Consider the following 19,395-nt stretch of genomic DNA (forward strand, 5'->3'; position numbering starts at 1 on the left):
AGCGTCCAGGGAGGATGCTTCCTCCCCGGCCTTACCCCTATGCCGGGCAGCGCACCAGCTTGCCGGGCAGGGCGCCGGTCGCCTCGCCATGCCGGTAGGTGATGGCGCCGGCGACGATGGTGGCGTCGTAGCCGCGCACCGTCTGCATCAGCCGGCGCCCGCCGCCCGGCAGGTCGTAGAGCATCCCCGGCCGGTTCAGCGCCAGCGCCTCCCAGTCGATGACGTTGAGGTCGGCGCGCATCCCGGGCTTCAGCAGCCCGCGGTCCGGCAGCCCGGCGGCGCGGGCGGTGTCGCTGGTCTGCCGGCGGATCAGCTCCTCGACGGGCAGGCCGCGCACCTTGCCCCAATAGGTCAGCAGGTGGCTGGGGAAGCTGCCGTCGGAGATGAAGCCGACATGCGCGCCGCCATCCGAAAGCCCGACGATGGTGTTGGGATGCCGCAGCAACTCCGCGCTGGCCTCGACCGTGTAGTCGGCATAGTTGGTGAGGGCGCAGAAGATGAAGCTCTCGCCCTCATCGGCCAGCAGCATGTCGTAGGCGACCTCCTCGGGACGGCGGCCTTCGCGCGCCGCCTGGGCGCCGATGCTGCTTTCCTGCGGCGGGGTGTAGTCGGGCGGGTCGCCGAAGGGGAACATGCGGTCGAAGGAGAGCCGGGTCAGCAGCGGGAAATGTGCTGCCGGCGAAGCGGTCCTCGGACAGGATGCGGGCGCGGGTCGCCGGGTCGCGCATCGCGGCGACGCGCGCCGAGACCGGCAGCTGGGCGATCGCCTTGTAGGACGGCGCGCCGCTGAACGGGTTCTGGCTGCCGAGCAGGCCCATCAGGATCCCGATCGGCCGCGGCGGGAAGACCGGGCGGATCGCCACGCCCTCGCGCGCCGCCTGGTTCGAGAGGGCGAGCAGCTCCTTCCAGACCTCGGTGCGATCGTGCCGCTGCGTCAGGGAGAAGACCGCCGGCCGGCCGCTGCGTTCCACCACGCGCCGGATTAGGCCGAACTCGGTCGCCGGGTCGGGCTGGTTGAAGTCGGAGACAAATCCCATGAAGCCGCGACCGACGGCGCGCAGCCCGTCGGCGATGCCGGACAGCTCCTCCTCCTGCGCCCGCAGCGTCGGGGTGAAGTCGCCCTTCAAGGTCTTGTGGCTGATGGTGCGGCTGGTCGAGAAGCCGAAGGCGCCGGCCTCGACCGCCTCGGCGACCAGGCGGCGCATTTCGGCGATGTCGCCCTGATTGGCGCTTTCAAGCGCCAGCGCGCGCTCGCCCATGACATAGACCCTCACCGCGGCGTGCGGGACCAGGGCGCAGATGTCGATGTCGCGCGGCTTCCGGTCCAGCACGTCGAGGTATTCGGCGAAGCTCTCCCAGCGGAAGTCGAGGCCCTGCGACAGAACCGGGGCGGGGATGTCCTCGACGCCCTCCATCAGCTCGATCAGTTGCATCTCGGTGCCCGGCCGCACCGGGGCGAAGCCGACGCCGCAATTGCCCATCACCGCCGTGGTCACGCCATGGATCGCCGACGGGGCGAGATGGCTGTCCCAGACCGCCTGGCCGTCATAATGCGTGTGGATGTCGACGAAGCCCGGGGTCACCAGCCGGCCGGTCGCGTCGATTTCCTCGGCGCCGCGCGGTAGATCCTCGCCGATTGCCGAGATCCGCCCGTCCTTGATGGCCAGGTCCGCCTTCCGGCCTGCGGCGCCGCTGCCGTCGATGACGGTGCCGCCGCGGATCACCAGGTCTTCCATGGTCCGTTTCCCTTTGCCTGTTGGGTAGCAGGCTAGGCTTTTTGGGTGGGGTTCCAAGCCCGGCGATGGGGGTAGCGTCCCGCCCCCAATCGAGGAGGAGACCCCCATGCAGCTCGCCGCGCTCGACCGCGCCTTCGATACTCTGCTGGTGCAGGAGCCGGCCGAGCACATCCTGCAGGTGACGCTGAACCGCCCGGACCGGGCGAATGCCTTCACCAGTCAGATGGGCCGCGAGATTATTGAGGTCTTCCAGGCGCTGGAAGCGACGCCCGGCGCCTATCGCTGCGTGGTGCTGACCGGGGCGGGGGAGCGGGCCTTCTGCGCCGGCGCCGACCTGAAGGAGCGGAACGGCATGACCGATGCCGATTTCTCCGCCCAGCACTACCTGTTCGAGCGGATGGCCCGCGCCGTCCTGGCCTGCCCGCCGCCCTTGCTGGGCGCGATCAACGGCGCGGCCTTCGCCGGCGGGCTCGAGCTCGCGCTCTGCTGCGACTTCGCCTATGCGGCCGAGACCGCGCGCTTCGCCCTGACCGAGGTGACGCTTGGCATCATGCCGGGCGCCGGCGGCACGCAAAACCTGCCGCGCACCATCGGCGAGCGGCGGGCGAAGGAGGTCATCCTGACGGGGCGGCCCTTCTCCGCCGCCGATGCGCTGGCCTGGGGCATGGTGAACAAGCTTTATCCGGCCGCCGAGCTGCTGCCGGCGGTGCTGGAGACGGCGCGGACCATCGCCGCCAACGCGCCGCTCAGCGTGCGGCAGGCCAAGAAGTCGATCACCCAGGGCCTGCAGATGGACCGCGCGAGCGGCATGCTGTTCGAGATCGAGGCCTATTACCAGCTGATCCCGACCGAGGACCGGATCGAGGGCATCAAGGCTTTCAACGAAAAGCGCAAGCCGGACTTCAAGGGGCGGTAGGGGGCACCTCCCCGCGGGCGGCTCAATCCGGCACGGCCGCGATCTCGTAGCCCACCGGCACCAGCCCACCACTCAGGCCAAGCGCGCTGCGCAGCTGGCCGAGCATCGCCTGCGCTGCATCGCCCAGCTCCTCCTCCGGCCCGGCCACGCCTTCCACCGCCGCCATGGCGCGGCGGCGGTCGGCCAGCTTCGGCAGCAGCTTCGGCAGGGCGGCCAGCGCCTCGGCGGGCGCCATGCTGGCGATCACCGTCTGCTCGCGGATCAGCGCCTGGCGGGCGCTGGCGGTCATCTCGCTGAAGGGCGGCTCGTTCTGCATCAGCGCATTGGACCGGGCGAGGCGCGAGCGCCGGACGCCGCCGCGCGCCTGGGCCAGCAGGATCATCATCCGCACCACCGCCTCGGCATAGCCGCCGGCGGCGATGCGGGCGAGCGCCTGGCGGACTTCCGGCGCATCGGCCAGCGATGCGGCGGAGGGCGCCTCCTCCGGCGTCTCGCCGCCGGCCACGCCGACCGCGGCGAGGGCGCCATAGACGCCGTGGAAGGCGATCTCGGTCCAGGCGTCCCGCCAGTCGCGCCAGGTGTCGAGGCTGCGCTCAACGCTCTCGGCCCAGAGGCTCTCCCAGGCAAGGAAGGGATTGTCGGGGCGGGCCGGGCGGCGGTTCTGCTTCACCTAGCCCGGCCAAGGCCGGGACCGAGGCCATCAGCGGGTTCTTGTCGCTGACCAGGGTCCGGCGCAGACGCAGCGGATGCATCTGCCGGCGCTTCTCGGCGCTCTCCTCGGTCGCCATCTGCCGCACCACCGGCGCGACGAACAGGTCGTACATCGACTGGTTCAGCGCCGAGATCTTGGCGACCGCCGGGAAGGCCTCGTTCTTGGCTTCCCCGCTGCGGGCGCGGATATCGGCCATGGTCCGCTCCTTGAGCTCGACCTGCCGAGGCATTGCTGTCGGACTCGCGGGTGATCAGCATCTCGTAGAGGCCGGGAGCGACGCTGTCGATCAGCGTCAGCAGCTCGGCGATCTCCGAATGCTCCTTCAGCGCCACCGCGCCGGAGACGAAGATGCCGAGGTGCCCGATGTCGTCATGCATCAGATAGACGATGGTCTGGCCGAGCGCCTTGATCTCCTGCTCGTCGCGGTAGACGTCGGCGATCCAGCGCAGCGCCTGGCCGGGCGGGGTGATGTTGTCGCCGGCCGAGGCGAAGACGACGACGGGGCTGCGCACCGCCCGCATGTTGAAGGTCGGCGCCGCCGCCGGCGCTGATCTCGCCGCGGGCGAAGCGGTCGCCGATGAACAGGTTCTCGACGATCCAGCGGATCTCGTCGCGGTTCATCAGGAAGTAGCCGCCCCACCAGCGCTCGAATCGAGGAAGCGCTCGGCCTCGGTGTCGGCCTTCTGGAACAGGTTGTAGTACTTCTTGAACCAGGTGTTGGCGGGCGACGAGGCTCTCGAAGTTCAGCACCAGCCCGGCGCCGTCGAACTTGCCGTTGCCCAGATCCGCCATCAGCGCCGCGGGCCAGGACCCGCCGGCAAGGCCGCCGAGGTAGCGCATCGGGTTGCGGCCGCGCTCGCCCGCCCAATAGGACAGCGGCGCGCCGTTCAGCACCAGCGCGCCGGTCAGCTCCGGCTGGGATGCGCCCAGCATCATCACCGCCCAACCGCCCTGGCAGTTGCCGATCACGACCGGCTTCGGCGCCTGCGGATGCGCCTCGTGCACCTTCTCGAGGAAAATGCCTTCGGCCCGGGTGATGTCGAGGATGGTCTGGCCCGGCTCCGGATCGCGGAAAAAGATGACGAAATAAACGGGATGGCCGCGGCGCAGCGCGACGCCCACCTGGCTGTCCGACTTGAAGCCACCGATGCCGGCGCCATGGCCGGCGCGCGGGTCGATGATGACGAAGGGCCGCAGCTTCGGGTCTGTCGGCGGGCAATCCTCCGGCACCTGGATGCGCACCAGGGCATAGTTGCAGGGCCGCGACAGGGTGCGGCCATCGACCACCATGTCGTAGTCGAAGAACAGCACCGGCGGGCAACCGGCCTCCTCGTGCTCGGTGAAGGTGTTGCCGGCCTGGCGCATGGTGTCCCAGAACAGGACGGCGCGCTGCGCGGCATCCAACGCATATTCGGCGGCATCGCGGGCCAGGGTCGCCGGATTGGCCGGCGGCGGGGGCGCCTTGGGCGGGGTGAAGCTCGGCCGGAGCGCCTCGGCCTCGCCGGCGGGTGACATCCGCCAGGGCCCGGGCCTGGTCCATCACCCGGGACATGGTCTCGGCCCCGCGCAGCATGAACTCGCGGGCCGGGGGCGGAGGCAGCATGGTCATAGGTTAGGCGTTCCTTGCTCGTGGCTTTATGGTGCACTGCAGCATAAGCCCGGTCCAGCCAATTGCGCATCCGGCCCGGGTGGCGGGAAGGCCTGCGGCAGCCTCGTTCGCGCGGCCGACAATGCCGCCCGGCCCGCATCCCTCACGCCAACGCCAGGCCCAGCCTCCGGCTCCCGCCCGATCTGCCGGCGGGGCATCGCGCGGCAGCGAGGCATAGCCGGGACCGGCCTTGCCCGCCATGCCCGATGCTACTGCCGGATGATGTTCCAATGAACCGTAAGGTTGATTTCTACCCCATCAGGATCGGCGCCAGGTGGGAAGGCGGGCAGCACCGCATTGCGGAACGGCCCTTCCAGCCCGGCATCCAGCCAGACCGAGCCCGAACGCCGCACGATCCGCCAGGACTTCACCCGCCCGTCGGGCGCGACCAGCAACTGGATGCGGTTCACCCCCTCATCCCCAACGGCGGCGGCATTGGCCGGATAGCGGACATTCTCGTCGAGCCAGCGGCGGAAGCCCTTCCGCCAGTCATCCCCGACATTGGCGCCGCGGATGCTGACCTGCGCCTCCGGCTGGTTGCGGCCGATGACGGACAGCGAGTTGAGCGAGAGATCCATCCCCCGCCGCGCCGGGGCATCCGGCCGCGGCGCGGGCGAGGGCGCCAGCCTCGCGCCATCGGGCAGCCAGAGCCCGGGCAGCCGTTCGGTCGGCGGCGCCGGCCGGACCGGGCGCGGCGGGGCGATGACCGTGGCCTCCTGTTGCTGCCGTTCCTGGCGCGGCGCCGGGGGTGGTGGCGGCGGCAGGGGCATGGCGTCGGGCTGTGCCGGCGGCGGTGGGGGATCTCGGCACGGCGCAGGTCGGGCGGCGGCGGCACCGCGGTCACCGTGGGGGCCGAAGGGGCCGAAGGGGCCAGCAGGGGCGCCGCCGGCGGCAGGGGCGGCGGCGTCACCTCCCGCGGCGGTTGCGGCGGCTGCGTCGGCAAGAGGGGCGGCGGCGCGGGCGGGACGGTCATGGGCACCGCCTGCAGCGGGGCCGGCGGGGTCGGCGGTCCACCGGGCGCGGCGTCCTCGGGCGGCATGAACTCCACCTCGAAGCCCTCGGTCGAGCCGGGCTCGCGTGGCGGCGCGCGGGTCAGCACCGCCAGGATGATCAGGGCGAAGAAGCCGCCATGTAGAAGGATGGAGGCCGCGAGGCCGGGCCGCAGCCCGCCCCGCCGGCCCCGCCGGGGCGCGGCCGCGCCGCGGGCTCGACCACGACGCGCGGCCAGGCCAGCGCCGGGCGCGGCGCGGCGGCGGGCCGCTCGATCACCGGTGGCTCGGATGCGCGCACGCCTGATGGTCAGCCCGGCCCGGACTTGCCGCCCGCGCCGCCGCCGGGGGTGAACATGCGGAACATCGCCGCCATGGCGTCGCGCATCTGCTCCGGCGATTGCGGGGCCAGCGGCATCCAGGTCTTCAGCAGGCTCTCGGGCGACAGAACGTTGACCGCGTCCAGCATCTGCTGCTGCACCTTGGCCATCACCGCATCCTGCATCGGCCGCAGATCCGGCAGGCCGAGGAAGCGCCGGGCCTCCTCGGGAGTGCAATCGATCTCGACATTGACCTTCATGTGTCGCGCGCTCCGCCCCGCTGCGGCCCAGCCCGCCATATGGACCCGGCGGCGGCCCACCGCCAGCGTTTGCCAGGCCGCGACGGGGCGGATCGGTCCGCCGCCGCGGCAAGGGGTCGGCAGGTGCAGGTGCGGCCTATCCCGCTTGCGCCGGAGAGGCCGGGCCGGGGCGGGACCCGCCCCGGCCCGGGCGCCCTTGCAAGGACGGCCCCCTGGTCATCGAGCCGCCGGTCCCGCCGCCTGCGCGCCGGCCCGAAGATCGGAGGTGCGACGACGCGGCGACCGTGTGCCCGAGGCGGGGCGGTGCCAGGAGCGGCGATGACCGGCGTTTCAGGCGGAAAGCCCCGCCGGCAGGCCCGGCGCGGCCCCGCGGCTAACTTGCTGTGCCCTTGCCTTCGGCCCTCTGCGCGCTGCCATGCCCGCCATGGCTGTGCTGGCCGCCCTTGCGCCCGGCTTCCGCCGCCTTCTGGCGGTCATTCGCGAAATATGCCGGGATTGGTCGCCTTGCCCTGATGGGTGCCGCCAGCGCGGCCGGCCTCGCGCGCTTTTTCCCTGTCATTGGCGAAGTTGCCGGGATTGTTCCTGCCACCACCGCCAGACTGCTGCTGATTGGCCATGGTCGTTTCCATTCGTCTTCTGTCGTGCGGGAGGCGTCGCGATGGCGCCTCCACTCGTAAAACGCGTAGAGGCGCCGCCGTTTCCATCGGAACAATTCATTATTTGACGTTAGCAAAACGGTTGCAGCGCCAACCGCCCACGACCGCGCGGGTTTCGGCTGGGGCCGCGGTGTCCTAGGCTCGGCAGTGGGGCAGGAGGCGCAGATGGCAGGACCGGCGGTGCGAAGGATCCTCGACGGGCTCTGGCAGGGGGCGGGATTGGCGGACGAGGCCCCGGCACGGCTGACGGGGAGGAGCCGGCGCTGCCCTCCTCCTTCCGGATCGGCGCCGCCGCCCAGGCCTCGATCGCCGCGGCGACCGCGGCGGCGGCGGAAATCCACCGTCGGCGCGGCGGCCCCGCGCAGCAGGCCGAGGTTGAGATGCGGCACGCGGCGCTGGGAATCCGGCTCGGAGCGGTATCTCCGGCTCGGCGACGCCCCAGCCCCGGCGCGCTGGGACGACATTGCCGGCACCTATCGCTGCGGCGATGGCCGCTGGGTCCGGCTGCATACCAATTTCCCGCACCACCGGGCCGGGGTGCTGCGGCTGCTGGGTTGCGAGGGCAACCGTGCCTCGGTCGGCAAGGCGCTGCGGGACTGGGAAGGCTTCGCCTTCGAGCAGGCGGCCGCCGAGGCCGGCATGTGCGTCGCCGCCATGCGCAGCTTCGCCGAATGGGACGCGCATCCGCAGGGCCAGGCGGTGGCGGCGCTGCCGCCGGTGCGGCTCGAGCGGATCGGCGAGGCGCCGCCGACGCCGCTGCCCCCGCTCGGCGACCGGCCGCTGCAAGGCATCCGGGTGCTGGAGGCGACGCGGGTGATCGCCGGGCCGGTCTGTGGCCGGACCCTCGCCGCGCACGGCGCCGACGTCCTGCACATCAGCGCCGCGCACCTGCCGAGCTTCGACGACCTGCTGCCAGATACCGGCCGCGGCAAGCGCAGCGCCTCGCTCGACCTGCGCAGCGAGGCGGGGCGTGCGGCGCTGCGCGGGCTGGCGGCGGGGGCGGATGTCTTCGTCCAGGGCTACCGCCCCGGCGCGGTGGCGGCGCATGGCTTCGCGCCGGCCGAGCTTGCGGCGCTGCGGCCGGGGATCGTCTGCACCTCGCTCTCGGCCTATGGCGAGGTCGGCCCCTGGGGCGGCCGGCGCGGCTTCGACAGCCTGGTGCAGACCGCCAGCGGCTTCAACCATGCCGAGGCCGTGGCGGCCGGCGCCGACCCGGCCGACCCCGAGCCGCGCGTGCTGCCGGCCCAGGCGCTCGACCATGCCTCCGGCTTCCTGCTGGCCTTCGGCACCCTAGCGGCACTGCTGCGCCGGGCGGAGGAGGGCGGCTCCTGGAAGGTCACCGTCTCGCTGGCCGGGACCGGGCAGTGGTTGCGCAGCCTCGGGCGGCTGGAGGACGGCTTCGGCGTGCCGGTGGCGAAGCTTGAGGAGCTGGGGGACCTGCTGGAGAGCGGGCCGAGCGGCTTCGGCCCGCTGACCGCGCTGCGGCATTCCGGCCGGCTGGCGGCGACGCCGCCGCATTGGACACTGCCGCCAGTGCCGCTCGGCACGCATCGGGCCGAGTGGGCCTGATCCCGCTGCGGGCTGCGCTGGCGCGGCGGGCAGGGGCAAGCTTTCCGGCAACCCGCGCCGGCCTTGTCGCCTGGACGCGTGGAACGGAGGGAACCCGATGACCACACGGCGCAGAGTGATGCAGGCCGCGGCCCTTGGTGCCGCGGCGATGGCGACGGGCCCGGCGCGGGCCGCGACGCCGACCGCCCCGTCCTTCGAAATACCGGCCGGCGCGTGCGATTGCCATGTGCATGTCTTTCCCGACCCGGCGCGCTTCCCCTTCTTCGCCGGCCGCAGCTACACCCCGCCGGTCGCCACCGCCGCCGACCTGCTGCAGCTGCAGCGCGCGCTGAAGCTCGACCGCGTCGTCATCGTCACGCCGAGCGTCTATGGCACCGACAACCGCGCGACGCTGGACGGCATCCGCGAACTCGGCCCGCAGCGCGCCCGCGGCATCGCGGTGATCGACGGCAGCGCCACCCCGGCGCAGCTCGATGAGCTGCACCAGGCCGGCATCCGCGGCGTCCGGGTGAACCTGGAGACGGCCGGCGTGGTCGATCCCGCCGCCTCCGGCCAGAAGCTGAAGGCGGCGGTGGACCAGGTGAAGGCGCGCGGCTGGCATGTGCAGACCTACACCCGGCTCTCGATCATCGAGGCGCTGAAGGACCAGCTCATGCAGATGCCGGTGCCGCTGGTCGTCGATCATTTCGGCGGGGCGCGCGGCGAGCTCGGCGTCTCGCAGCCGGGCTTCGCTTCCCTGGTCGATTTGGTGAAGGCGGGGAAGGCCTATGTGAAGATCTCCGGCGCCTATCGCAGCAGCAATGCAGCGCCCGACTTCGCCGATGTCACGCCGCTGGCCCAGGCGCTGATCGCCGCCAACCCCGACCGCATCGTCTGGGGCACCGACTGGCCGCACCCCAATACCTCGCTGCAGAAGCCGGCGACGGAGATATCGGAGCCGGTGCCGATCGATGACGGGCTGCTGCTGAATCAGCTGGCGAAATGGGCGCCGGATGCGGCGACGCGGCGGAAGATCCTGGTGGACAACCCGGCGCGGCTCTACGGCTTCGGCTGAGAAGGCCGGGGAGAAGGTATTCTCCCCGCCGCGCGGCGAGTGCCGGACCCACGCAAAGCAAAGGCGGGGCTTGGGGAGGAAATGCACTTTCCTCCCCAACCTTACGCCCCTTGCAGTGCCGCCCGCACCTTGGCCGGGCTGAACGGCACGCTCCGCAGCCGCACCCCGTCGCGTCGAAGACCGCGTTGCTCACCGCGCTCGGCACGATCGCCGCCGCCGGCTCCCCGGCGCCCCAGGGCTTCTCCGCCGGGCGGTCGATCAGCTCCACGGTGATCTTCGGGATTTCTGGGAAGGTGATCGTCTTGTAGCTGGCCCAGTCGAGGCTGGTCACGGTGCCGCGGTCGAAGGTCAGCTCCTCCTTCAGGGTTCGGCTGAGGGTTGAGACCACATTGCCCTCGATCTGCGCTGTCACCGCATCCGGGTTGATGATCTGGCCGCAGTCATGCGTGCAGAAGAAGTTGGTGACGCGGATCTCGCCGGTGCGGCGGTTCACCTCCACCTCGGCGACCCCGGCGACATAGGTCCGCACCAGCTCGTACTTCACATAGGTGACGCCGCGGCCGCGCAGGACCTCACCGGCCTGGTCGCGCTGCGGGGAAGGGCGGGCTTGCCAGTCCGCCAGCTTCGCCACGCGTTCCAGAACCTCCTTGCCGCGGGCGTCGTCGAGGTTCTCCAGGCGGAACTGCACCGGATCCTTCCCCGCCGCCGCCGCCAGCTCGTCGAGAAAGGCCTCGCTGGCATAGGTGTTCTGCATCCGGCCGGGCGTGCGGATCCAGCTCGGGCGGAAGGGCGTGCTCTCCAGCCGCAGGCAGGTCGTGCGAACCGCCGGGAAGCTGTAGGGCAGCGCCAGGTTGTGGACGATGTTGCCGGGCGACAGCAGGTTCTCCCGCGGCAGGCCGCCGAGTTCGGCGGCGACCAGGTCCACGTTGCCGCCGGCGCCCTTCGGGATGAAGGCCTCGCTCTCCCAGCCCACCACCTTGCCGTTCGCGTCGAGCCCGGCGCGCAGGTCGATCAGGGTCGGCGGGCCCTTCGGGTCCCAGCCATGCTCCTCCGCCCGCATCCATTGCACGCGGACCGGCCTGCCCACGGCCCTGGCCAGCAGCGCCGCATCGGCCGCCGCGTCCTCGTGCCCGTTGCGGCCGCAGCAGCCGGCGCCCTCCTGGTAGATGCAGCGGATGTGCTCGACCGGCTGGCCGAGCATCATGGCGAGCTGCTTGCGCAGGTTGTGGGTCGCCTGGCTGGCGGTCCAGATCGTCAGCCGGCCTTCCTTGAACGCGGCGACGGCGCAGGACGGGCCCATCGAGCCATGGGTGTGGATGGCGAAATCGTAGCTGGCGGACAAGTTCTTCGCAGCGCCGGCGATGCCGGCCGCCGGGTCGCCCCTCTCGCTGGTCACTTGGCGCTGCGCGACGGGGTCGCCCGCACATGCTCCCAGAGCTTCGCCTGGTCGGGCAGCCCGGCCCAGGCGGACCAGCGCACCTTCAGCGCCTGCTGCGCCTTGATCGCGGCCCATTCGGTCTCGGCGACGACGCCGACGAAGCCCTTCTCATGGACCACCTTGACGATGCCGGGGATGCCGGCGACCGACGCTTCGTCCACCGCCTCCGCCACCGCGCCCATCGCCGGCGGCCGCACCGTCCGGCCATGCAGCATGCCCGGCAGCTTGAGGTCGTGCACATAGGCGAAGCGGCCCATGACCTTGTCGGGGATGTCGACCCGCGGCACCGGCTTGCCGACCACCTTACGCGCCTCGGGTGGCTTGATCGTGGCGCCGGGATCGATCGGGCGGGCGAAGGCCTTGCCGCCGACCAGCGTGGCATAGGTGACGCGCCGCCCGTCCGGCGCGACCGCCGCGCCGTCCTCGGTGCGCAGCGTCTCCGCCGGCAGGCCGAAGCGCGACGCGGCCTCCGCCACCAGCAGGGCGCGCGCGGTCGCCGCCGCCTGGCGCAGCTGCACGCCGCCGATCTGGATGCCGAGCGAACCATAGGTCGGGCCTTGGTCCGGCGTCAGGGCCGTGTCGCCCTCGACCACCGAGACGGCGGCCATCGGCACGTCGAGCTCCTCGGCCGCGAGTTGCACGAAGCCGGTGCGGAGCCCGGTGCCGAGATCGACCTTGCCGACATAGATGGTGACGCGGCCCTGTGCGTCGATCGCCAGGAAGCTGTCCACCTGCTCGAGCGCCACGGGCTTGTCGGTCCAGGCCGCGGCCGGCTTCGCGCCGCCCAGGGCGAAGGAGACCACGAGCGCGCCGCCGGCCCCGAACAGGCCGCGGCGGGAGAGCTGCATGCCGTCCATGATCGCCTCCCCTTTAGGGCCTGCGCCGCGGCGCGCAGCACGGCGCGCACCACGCGCGGCTGAGTGCCGCAGCGGCAGATGTTGCTGGCCAGGGCCTCGCGCACCTGCGCCTCGGTCGGCTTCGGGGTCTGCGCCAGGAAGGCGGCGCTCTCCATGATCATGCCGTTGGCGCAGTAGCCGCATTGCACCGCCTGCTCGGCGATGAAGGCGGCCTGGACCGGGTGCGGCTTCGCCTCCGTGCCGAGGCCCTCGAGCGTGGTGATTTGCTTGCCCGCCATGCTGCCGACCGGCAGCTGGCAGGACCGCGCCGCGGCGCCGTCCACATGCACCGTGCAGGCGCCGCACTGGCCGAGGCCGCAGCCGTAATGCGGGCCGGTCAGGCCGAGGTCGTTGCGCAGCGCATAGAGCAGCGGCATCTCGGGGTCGTCGACGGTCACGGTCACGGCGCGGCCGTTGACGGTCATGGCCAGTGCCTGGCTCATTCCTTGCCTCCCTCGGGCTTGCATTCCGGCGCGTAAGGAAGCCTAAAGCGCGGCCTACGTCCATCGCCGCCCCTGCCGGGAGGATATAAACTTGAAACGAGTCGCCCTGGGCCTGCTCGGCCTGATTGCTGCCGTCCTGCCAGCCCCCATGCTGCCCGCCGCAGCGCAGTCCTGGCCCGACCGCCCGGTGCGGCTGGTGGTGCCCTACACCGCCGGCGGCGCCACCGATGTCGGCGCCCGCGTGCTGGCCGAGGCGCTGACCCAGGTGCTGCCGCAGCCAGTGGTGGTGGAGAACCGGGTCGGCGCGGCCGGGATGATCGCCGCCGGATTCGTCGCCCGTGCCCCGGCCGACGGCCACACCATCCTGTTCAACAATACCAGCCACGCCGTGCTGCGCGTGGTGGTGCCGAATGCGCCGATCGACCCGATCCGGCAGCTCGCCAGTCGCCATCCTTTCGGAGATGCCGATGGTGATGCTGGTCTCGAACGACTTCCCGGCCAAGGACGGGCGGGAATCCCTGGCGAAGGTGAAGGCCGCGCCCGGCAAATCTGACTATGGCAGCACCGGCGGCGGCGGCACGCTCGGCATGGCGGCGCTGCTGTTCCTGAAGACCACGGGCCTCTCGATGAACGAGATCCCCTATCGCGGCGGAGCGCCTGCGACGCTCGACCTCGCGGCTGGGCGGATCCAGCTGGTCTACGACATCGCCCTGACCGGGCTGCAGACCGCGAAGGGCGGCCAGGCGCGCGCCTTCGCGGTCACCTCGCCCGCCCGCAGCGCCACGGCGCCGGACGTGCCGACCTGGCGAGAGATCGGCGTCGATGCCGAGATGGTGGTCTGGCAGGCCGTCTTCGTCCCGGCCGCGACCCCGGCGCCGCTCAAGGCCGCGCTGCATGCGGCGATCGCCCGGGTGCAGGGGACGGAGGCGATCCGGAAGAAGTGGACCGAGCTCGGCGTCGACCGGGTGCTGGCGACGCCGCCCAGAGTCGGAAGGATATGTCGCGCGCGACGTGGCGCGCTGGGAAGGCTGATGACGCGCTGAGCATGTGAATCGCAAGAGACATTTACATCGTTGCTGTTCCGCAAGCGTGGCTGGAACCTCCCGGGCATCCCTTGCTTCTCCAGGCAGGAGAGGAGACGGCCATGCAGCATGCCCCGGAGGCGCCCGTCCTGCTGGACCCGGCGACGCAGCCGCGCTTCGTCAACCTGCTGCCCGTGCCGCCGGTAATCGATATGGCGGCAACCCCGAGGTCACGCTGCAGCTTCGCCAGGCGCAGCAATGGCTCGGCCTGGTGGACGAGGCCGGCAACCCGCTTTCCACCGTCATCTGGGGCTACGGCCTGCCCGACGGCCCGACCACCACGCCGGGGCCAACGCTGATGGCCGCCAGCGGCCAGCCAATGCAGGTGCTGTGGGAGAATGCGCTGCCTGTCGCCGGCCACCTGCTGCCGGTCGACACCAGCATCCACATGGCCATGCCGCAGGACACCACGCTCGCGGAGGGCTACGTGCCGACAGTCGTGCACCTGCACGGCGCGCATGCGCCCTCCGCGAGCGACGGCCTGCCCGAGGCCTGGTTCACCCAGGACTTTGCCGAAACCGGCCCTGTGTCTCGACTGAAGTCTATAGCTACCCCAACGACCAGCCGGCGGCGACGCTCTGGTACCATGACCACGCGCTGGGCCTGACCCGCATCCACATGGATTCCGGCCTGTCTGGTATGCTGCTGCTGCGCGACGCGACCGGGCAGAGCCTGGTGCGGGACGGCGTGCTGCCGGATGCCGCGGCCGAGTTGCCGCTGATCCTGCAGGACCGCGCCTTCACCGCGGATGGGCAGCTCTACATGCCGTCCGCCCCGGGCGACCCGATCCCGGGCAAGGAGGGTACCGTGGCGGACGACCTGCCGCCCGACTATGCCGGCCGGTGCCGACCATCCTGCCGGAGTTCTTCGGCGACGTGCCGCTGGTGAACGGCATGCGCTGGCCGATGGCGCAGGTGGGGCCGGGCAGTACATGCTGCATCTGCTGAATGCCTCTGACAGCCGCTTCTACGTGATGCGCTTCGATGATCCGCACGTGGCTGCGACGCTGGTCAGCACCGATGGCGGAAGCTGCTGCCGAAGTGCTATCACCGTGATGGATGGCGACGGCCTGCAGCGGCCAGGCGAGCTCAGTGCTGGCGCCGGCCGACCGGCTCGACCTGATGGTCGATTTCTCGCATGCAGCAGGGCATGCGGTGACGCTGCAGCCAGATCCAGGTCCGGCATTCGACCCCTTTCAGGGCCTCAACCCCGAGTGGCTGCCACTGGCGGGCGATGAGCCAGAGGCCGCGGCAGAGCACGTCGGTCGGCCAGCTCTTGCAGTTCCAGGTGGCGGCCTGCGGGGCCGCGCCCGCCATCCACCGTCACCGATGGCACGCCGCTGAACCCGGACTTCATCGATCGCTGGACCGTGCCGGACCATGTCCGCCAGCTGCGGCCTGTTCGAGCCGGTGGACGCGTTCGGCCGAAGCCGATGCCGGAGCTAGGCTGGCCGCGCCGGGGGTGGACATCGACGGCAAAGCGGTGCCCCTTCGGCCCGCTGCCCTGGGATGCGCCGTGACCGAGGTGATCCATCTCGGAGCCACCGAGATGTGGCGGATTGCCAACTTCACCGACGACGCCCACCCTGATCCACCTGCACCAGGTGCAGTTCCAGCTGCTGGCCCGGAACGCCTAGCCTTCGCCGACGAGACGGACGAAGGCAGGGAGGCCAGAGCGGACGGCGTCCCGGATGGCGGCGCCTGGTCGCTCGGCGACGCGCTGCCGATCGCCCCGGAAGATACCGGGCGGCAGGACACCGTCTGGGTCGGGGCACACCAATCCATCGACATCATCGCCCATTTCGACCTGCCGGGCGACTATGTCCGGCACTGCCACATCCTCTCGCATGAGGATGACGCGATGATGCGCCCTTCGTGGTCACTGCGGACCCGTGGTGACTCGGTAGAAGGCGGCCGCGGTGTCGTGCAGCGCGGCGCGCGCCAGCGCCGCGCCCAGCACCTCGCGCAGCAGGCCTATATCGGCCGAGGGCGAAGGGCCGCGCGGCGCGGACCGAAGGCAGGTCGCTGCCGAACATCAGCGCCGCCGGCGCCGCCGCGGCAATGCGTTCCAGGGCGCGGGCACGTCGGGCGCGACCCGGCCGAAGCCGCTGGCCTTCACCTTGGCCCCAGCGCGGGCGAGGTCGAGCACCACGGGCAGGCCGGCCTCGGTCATGCCGAGATGGTCGATCACCAGCGCCGGCAGGCGGGACAGCGCGGCGGCGGCCGGCGCCAGCACCGCGGCATCGGCATAGACCTGCGCATGCAGGCCGCAGCCGGCGGCGCGCGCCGCGTGGTCCGCGACTGGCATGCGGGTCTGACCACTGGCCGCGGTACAGGCTGTAGCGCAGCCCGCGCACGCCGGCGACGGCCAGGGCGCGCATCGCCGCCTCGCCCTGGCCGGCATCGGCCTGCGCCACCACGACGAAGCCGGGGCCGAGCGCCGCCGCGGCCTCCAGCAGCGGCCGCGGGTCGCCGCCCTGCACGCTGCCGGCGACGTTCACCCCGCCGGTGATGCCGAGGGCCCTGGCCCGGGTGCGGTAGTCCTCCACCCCGAAGGCCGGCGGGACGAAGCCGGCATGGCCGGGCATTGCCTCCCCGGGCGCGAAGATGTGGAAATGCGCATCGAAGACCGGCCCCATCTCAGTCCGCCGAGATCTTCGCGTCGCGCACCAGCGCCTCCATCGCCAGGCGCTCGGCCTTCAGGAAGGCGGCGAAATGGGCCGGGTCGGTGCCGAGGCCGATGGCGCCGAGCGTCGCCAGCCGCTGCTGCACCGCCGGATCGGCCAGCGCGGCTAGGCAGGCGGCATGGATTCGCGCCACCGCCTCGGCCGGCAGGCCGGCTGGGCCATAGACGCCGTTCCATTCGGCCTGGTCGTAGCCGGGGAAGCCGAGTTCGGCGACGGTTGGCACATCCGGCAGCGTCGCGACCCGCTGCGCAGTGGAGACCGCCAGCGCCCGTAGCTGCCCTTGGCTGACCAGCGCCGCGGCGGAGGCCACGGTGGCGAAGCCGAAATCCACATCGCCGGCCAGCACCGCCTGCAGCGCCGGCCCGCCGCCGCGATAGGGCGCATGGGTCAGCTCCACCTTCGCCCGGCTCGCCAGCAGGGCGGTGGCGATGTGGTTGGAGATGGCATTGCCGGAGGAGGAATAGCTCAGCCGCCCCGGCGCCGCCGCGCCCGGTCCAGCAGCGCCTGAAGCGATTGCAGCTTGCTGTCGGCCTTCACCACCAGGATCAGCGGGTAGAGGGTGACGCGGCTGATCGGGATGAAGGCGGTGGCATAGTCGAAGGCCAGGTTGCGGAAGATGAAAGGCGCCACCGCCTGGTTGGCGGCATCGACCAGCAGCGTGGTGCCGTCCGGCGCGGCGCGGGCGACCTCCTGCGCGCCGATGGTGCCGCCGCCGCCGGGCCGGTTCTCCACCACCGCGGGCTGGCCGAGGAAGGCAGAGATGCCGGGTGCGAGGAGCCGCGCCGTGGTGTCGGCGCCGCCGCCCGGGGTGAAGGGCACCACCAGCCGCATCTGCCGCGGCGGCGCCCATTGCGCCCGGGCCGGGCCGGCGGCCAGCGCGGCGGCGGCGAACAGGGCGCGGCGGCCGAGGGTGATGGATGGGCTCGTCATGCTGGCCTCCCGATCCGCCCAGGATAGGGCAGGGCAGGCGTGCCGCCTATGACCCGATCCGGCGGCGCAGCATGTCCAGCAGCATGGCTGTGAAGCTCTCCGCCGCCTCATAGGCCACCCAATGACCGGCCCCGGGGATGACGCCGGTCCAGGCCTCCGGCTGCACGCTGCGCAGCGCGGCGAAGCGCAGCTCGAGCTCCGGCCAGGCGATCGCGTCGCGCTCGCCGTAGAGCAGCGCCACCGGGCAGCGCGCTTCCGCGATGCTGTCGCGCAGCCCGGTACTGCCGGCGAAGCCGCGGCTGACGAAGCGGGCGTGGCGGGTGTTCCATTCCTGGATCGCCAGGGCCAGCGGGTCGATATTGGCCGGGTCGGCGAACATCAGCGCGGCCAGGTTGTGGCGGTGCGCGGCGACCCGCGCCTCGCCCTCCAGGCTGCGCACCTTGGTCAGCTCCGTCACCTGCCGCTTCGGGCCGAGCGCGCCGGCGCCGACCAGCGTCACGCTGCGCAGCTCGTCGCCCGCCTGGGCGGCGACATGGCCGGACAGCAGCGCACCGTAGGAGAAGCCGCAGAGGTCGTAGCGCATGGCCTCGCCCAGCACCTGGCCGATCCCGGCGCGGATGATGGCGGCGACCGGGGCGGGGCTCTCGGCCGGCGGCGGCATGGCGCTGTCGCCGAGCCCGGGGATGTCCGGGCAGACCACCATGCGGTGCCGAGCCAGCGGGCCGATGTTGCGCGCCCAATGCCGCCAGGACCCGCTGCCGCCATGCAGCAGCACCAGTGGCTCGCCCTCGCCCCAGATGTGCCAGGCCATCGTCCCGTCGCCGCAGGGCGTCTCCAGCCGGCGGGCGCCGGCCTGCAGCCGGGCGAGCATCGCCTCCGGTGCCTCGATGGTGCTGCTCAGCCCGTCCTGCATCGCGTCCTGGTCCCGCTGTCCCGTCCCTTGGCCGATTTGTCGGCCGGGGCGGCCGCGCTGTCCAGCGAGGCTCAGCGCTCGCGGTTGGTGAAGCAGGCATTCCCCAGGCCGGTGCCGATGGTCAGCACGCCCCAGTGCTTCACGTCACTCATCCAGGGCACCTGGCTCAGCCCCTGCACCACGGCGTCGTTGTGCATGACCACCACCGTCTCCCTGGCCGCCGATCTCCGGCAGGGCGGCGCGCAGCCGCTCGGGCAGGTTGAAGCGGCTGCTTTCCCAATTGCCGGGCAGGTTCTGGGCCCCTTGGCGATGCTGCCATCGGGCTCGATATGGCCGGGGCAGCCGACGCCGATGAAGCGGCGCGAGGTGCAGCCCGCGCTTCTCCGCCTTGTGCAGCAGGTCACCCAGCATGCCGCAGAGCCGGTCGATCGCCGCCTCCCGCGCCGGCCGATCGGCCCGGTGTTGCCAGATCTCGCATTCCCAGATGCAGGCCTCGGACAGATCGGCAGCCTTCTTCAGGTGCGGCCGGACCAGCCCGGCGCGGATGTTGGACCCGCCGATATCCACCGCGAGCAGCGCGTCATGCCCCTTGAAAATCCAGGGCGGCGCAAGCTGCACCACGCCGATCATCCCGGCCTCGTCCGGGTCGTGCCGGATCGGCCGCAGGTCGATGCCGATATCCTCGCCCTTCAGGATCATCGCGGTGCGGCCGATCGCGAGCTCGCCCACCCGGCTGCTGCGCATCCCGCCGCCGACGACGATGCGCTCGACCTCGCGCCAATGCTTCAGCTTCAGCAGGGCGCGGACCACCGTGGCGAGCGACTGGGCGAATCCTCGACCACGCCATGCACCAGCCCGGCCGCTTCGGTGTCGCCGCTGGCCAGCAATTCGTCGAGCTTCTTGCGCGGGATGTCCTTGGTCGGCGCGTCGCCCAGTGGGTCGTCCTCGGCGCTGCCGCGGATCCGCTTGCGCCAATGGTCCAGCAGCGCCTTGAAGGCGCGGCTGCTGGCGCGGTCGCCGAGAAAGCCCTCCGGCGTGCGCAGCTCGGCGTTGTAGCCGTCGAGGATCACCGCCGGCAGCGTCGCCGCCCCGTGATCCTGGAAGCGGGGCGGGGCGGGGCGGGCGGACGGTTCGCTCATGATATGGC

20 protein-coding genes and 7 pseudogenes are annotated in these 19,395 nt (G+C 71.9%); 7 read left to right on the forward strand and 20 right to left on the reverse strand.

What is annotated here, in order from left to right:
- Nucleotides 1–37 precede the first annotated feature (37 nt).
- Nucleotides 38–529 (reverse strand): amidohydrolase family protein, encoded by a 492-nt coding sequence (locus ACQ86J_RS35180; protein WP_431269156.1) that lies wholly within the window; start codon nucleotides 527–529, stop codon nucleotides 38–40.
- On the reverse strand, nucleotides 513–1,736 hold the full coding sequence (locus ACQ86J_RS35185; RefSeq protein ID WP_431269157.1) for an N-acyl-D-amino-acid deacylase family protein: 1,224 nt from the start codon (nucleotides 1,734–1,736) through the stop codon (nucleotides 513–515). Before ACQ86J_RS35185 ends, ACQ86J_RS35180 begins: the two co-directional genes overlap by 17 nt.
- Nucleotides 1,737–1,842: 106 nt before the next feature.
- Between ACQ86J_RS35185 and ACQ86J_RS35190 the strand changes: the two genes are divergently transcribed.
- Nucleotides 1,843–2,652 carry an enoyl-CoA hydratase-related protein gene (locus ACQ86J_RS35190; protein WP_431269158.1) on the forward strand — a complete coding sequence of 270 codons (810 nt, stop codon included), beginning with the start codon at nucleotides 1,843–1,845 and terminating at the stop codon, nucleotides 2,650–2,652.
- A gap of 22 nt (nucleotides 2,653–2,674) precedes the next feature.
- Here ACQ86J_RS35190 and ACQ86J_RS35195 read toward each other — a convergent pair whose 3' ends face one another.
- The 8 genes and pseudogenes from ACQ86J_RS35195 to ACQ86J_RS35230 all read right to left on the reverse strand — a co-directional run bounded on the left by ACQ86J_RS35195 (nucleotide 2,675) and on the right by ACQ86J_RS35230 (nucleotide 7,198).
- Nucleotides 2,675–3,322, reverse strand: coding sequence for a DUF3141 domain-containing protein (locus ACQ86J_RS35195; protein WP_431269159.1), 648 nt, complete (start codon nucleotides 3,320–3,322; stop codon nucleotides 2,675–2,677).
- Nucleotides 3,246–3,834: pseudogene (locus ACQ86J_RS35200) on the reverse strand (DUF3141 domain-containing protein). Before ACQ86J_RS35200 ends, ACQ86J_RS35195 begins: the two are co-directional and overlap by 77 nt.
- Nucleotides 3,734–4,879, reverse strand: coding sequence for a DUF3141 domain-containing protein (locus ACQ86J_RS35205; RefSeq protein ID WP_431269160.1), 1,146 nt, complete (start codon nucleotides 4,877–4,879; stop codon nucleotides 3,734–3,736). Before ACQ86J_RS35205 ends, ACQ86J_RS35200 begins: the two are co-directional and overlap by 101 nt.
- Before the next feature lie 342 nt (nucleotides 4,880–5,221).
- Nucleotides 5,222–5,782 carry an energy transducer TonB gene (locus ACQ86J_RS35210; protein ID WP_431269161.1) on the reverse strand — a complete coding sequence of 187 codons (561 nt, stop codon included), beginning with the start codon at nucleotides 5,780–5,782 and terminating at the stop codon, nucleotides 5,222–5,224.
- A 340-nt stretch (nucleotides 5,783–6,122) separates the two neighbouring features.
- Nucleotides 6,123–6,281: a hypothetical protein gene (locus tag ACQ86J_RS35215; RefSeq protein WP_431269162.1), complete on the reverse strand. Its 159-nt coding sequence runs from the start codon at nucleotides 6,279–6,281 to the stop codon at nucleotides 6,123–6,125.
- Between the two features lie 30 nt (nucleotides 6,282–6,311).
- Complete coding sequence (locus tag ACQ86J_RS35220) at nucleotides 6,312–6,581, reverse strand: DUF6489 family protein (RefSeq protein ID WP_133289556.1); 270 nt, start codon at nucleotides 6,579–6,581, stop codon at nucleotides 6,312–6,314.
- Between the two features lie 373 nt (nucleotides 6,582–6,954).
- Nucleotides 6,955–7,107 (reverse strand): KGG domain-containing protein, encoded by a 153-nt coding sequence (locus tag ACQ86J_RS35225; protein WP_431272644.1) that lies wholly within the window; start codon nucleotides 7,105–7,107, stop codon nucleotides 6,955–6,957.
- Nucleotides 7,055–7,198: a KGG domain-containing protein gene (locus ACQ86J_RS35230; protein WP_431272645.1), complete on the reverse strand. Its 144-nt coding sequence runs from the start codon at nucleotides 7,196–7,198 to the stop codon at nucleotides 7,055–7,057. The genes ACQ86J_RS35225 and ACQ86J_RS35230 overlap by 53 nt, the downstream gene beginning before the upstream one ends.
- A gap of 414 nt (nucleotides 7,199–7,612) precedes the next feature.
- Here ACQ86J_RS35230 and ACQ86J_RS35235 point away from each other — a divergent pair, with 414 nt between their 5' ends.
- Nucleotides 7,613–8,806, forward strand: coding sequence for a CoA transferase (locus ACQ86J_RS35235; RefSeq protein ID WP_431269163.1), 1,194 nt, complete (start codon nucleotides 7,613–7,615; stop codon nucleotides 8,804–8,806).
- A gap of 97 nt (nucleotides 8,807–8,903) precedes the next feature.
- Entirely contained in the window at nucleotides 8,904–9,860 is a 957-nt protein-coding gene (locus ACQ86J_RS35240; RefSeq protein ID WP_431269164.1) for an amidohydrolase family protein, read from the forward strand.
- 337 nt (nucleotides 9,861–10,197) lie between these two features.
- Here the strand turns inward: ACQ86J_RS35240 and ACQ86J_RS35245 are convergent.
- From ACQ86J_RS35245 to ACQ86J_RS35255, 3 genes and pseudogenes are all read right to left on the reverse strand, one after another.
- Nucleotides 10,198–11,256: pseudogene (locus ACQ86J_RS35245) on the reverse strand (xanthine dehydrogenase family protein molybdopterin-binding subunit); the annotation flags it as partial.
- Entirely contained in the window at nucleotides 11,253–12,101 is an 849-nt protein-coding gene (locus ACQ86J_RS35250; RefSeq protein WP_431269165.1) for a molybdopterin cofactor-binding domain-containing protein, read from the reverse strand. The pseudogene ACQ86J_RS35245 and the gene ACQ86J_RS35250, both read right to left, overlap by 4 nt.
- A gap of 152 nt (nucleotides 12,102–12,253) precedes the next feature.
- Nucleotides 12,254–12,661: pseudogene (locus tag ACQ86J_RS35255) on the reverse strand ((2Fe-2S)-binding protein); the annotation flags it as partial.
- A gap of 124 nt (nucleotides 12,662–12,785) precedes the next feature.
- Between ACQ86J_RS35255 and ACQ86J_RS35260 the strand changes: the two are divergent.
- The 3 genes and pseudogenes from ACQ86J_RS35260 (at nucleotide 12,786) to ACQ86J_RS35270 (ending at nucleotide 14,607) form a co-directional block, all read left to right on the forward strand.
- Nucleotides 12,786–13,680, forward strand: a pseudogene (locus ACQ86J_RS35260) (Bug family tripartite tricarboxylate transporter substrate binding protein).
- Nucleotides 13,681–13,726: 46 nt separating this feature from the next.
- Nucleotides 13,727–14,326 carry a hypothetical protein gene (locus tag ACQ86J_RS35265; protein ID WP_431272777.1) on the forward strand — a complete coding sequence of 200 codons (600 nt, stop codon included), beginning with the start codon at nucleotides 13,727–13,729 and terminating at the stop codon, nucleotides 14,324–14,326.
- Nucleotides 14,212–14,607, forward strand: a complete 396-nt coding sequence (locus ACQ86J_RS35270; protein WP_431272646.1) for a multicopper oxidase domain-containing protein — start codon at nucleotides 14,212–14,214, stop codon at nucleotides 14,605–14,607. Before ACQ86J_RS35265 ends, ACQ86J_RS35270 begins: the two co-directional genes overlap by 115 nt.
- 200 nt (nucleotides 14,608–14,807) lie before the next feature.
- On the opposite strand, the gene ACQ86J_RS35275 is transcribed toward ACQ86J_RS35270, so the two are convergent.
- Nucleotides 14,808–15,035, reverse strand: coding sequence for a hypothetical protein (locus ACQ86J_RS35275; RefSeq protein ID WP_431269166.1), 228 nt, complete (start codon nucleotides 15,033–15,035; stop codon nucleotides 14,808–14,810).
- Between the two features lie 232 nt (nucleotides 15,036–15,267).
- Here ACQ86J_RS35275 and ACQ86J_RS35280 point away from each other — a divergent pair.
- Nucleotides 15,268–15,531, forward strand: a pseudogene (locus ACQ86J_RS35280) (hypothetical protein); the annotation flags it as partial.
- A gap of 222 nt (nucleotides 15,532–15,753) precedes the next feature.
- On the opposite strand, the gene ACQ86J_RS35285 reads toward ACQ86J_RS35280, so the two are convergent.
- The 6 genes and pseudogenes from ACQ86J_RS35285 to ACQ86J_RS35310 form a co-directional block, all read right to left on the reverse strand.
- A complete protein-coding gene (locus ACQ86J_RS35285; RefSeq protein WP_431272778.1) occupies nucleotides 15,754–16,026 on the reverse strand; it encodes a hypothetical protein in 273 nt (90 codons plus the stop codon).
- A gap of 46 nt (nucleotides 16,027–16,072) precedes the next feature.
- Nucleotides 16,073–16,357: pseudogene (locus tag ACQ86J_RS35290) on the reverse strand (amidohydrolase family protein); the annotation flags it as partial.
- A gap of 1 nt (nucleotide 16,358) precedes the next feature.
- A pseudogene (locus tag ACQ86J_RS35295) lies at nucleotides 16,359–17,446 on the reverse strand (tripartite tricarboxylate transporter substrate binding protein).
- A complete protein-coding gene (locus ACQ86J_RS35300; protein ID WP_431269167.1) occupies nucleotides 17,382–18,248 on the reverse strand; it encodes an alpha/beta fold hydrolase in 867 nt (288 codons plus the stop codon). Before ACQ86J_RS35300 ends, ACQ86J_RS35295 begins: the two are co-directional and overlap by 65 nt.
- 144 nt (nucleotides 18,249–18,392) lie before the next feature.
- On the reverse strand, nucleotides 18,393–19,058 hold the full coding sequence (locus ACQ86J_RS35305; RefSeq protein ID WP_431269168.1) for a hypothetical protein: 666 nt from the start codon (nucleotides 19,056–19,058) through the stop codon (nucleotides 18,393–18,395).
- On the reverse strand, nucleotides 19,040–19,387 hold the full coding sequence (locus tag ACQ86J_RS35310) for a hypothetical protein (protein ID WP_431269169.1): 348 nt from the start codon (nucleotides 19,385–19,387) through the stop codon (nucleotides 19,040–19,042). The genes ACQ86J_RS35305 and ACQ86J_RS35310 overlap by 19 nt, the downstream gene beginning before the upstream one ends.
- Nucleotides 19,388–19,395: the final 8 nt, after the last annotated feature.

It is taken from the genome of Dankookia sp. P2, from assembly GCF_050632255.1.
Classification (GTDB): domain Bacteria; phylum Pseudomonadota; class Alphaproteobacteria; order Acetobacterales; family Acetobacteraceae; genus Paracraurococcus.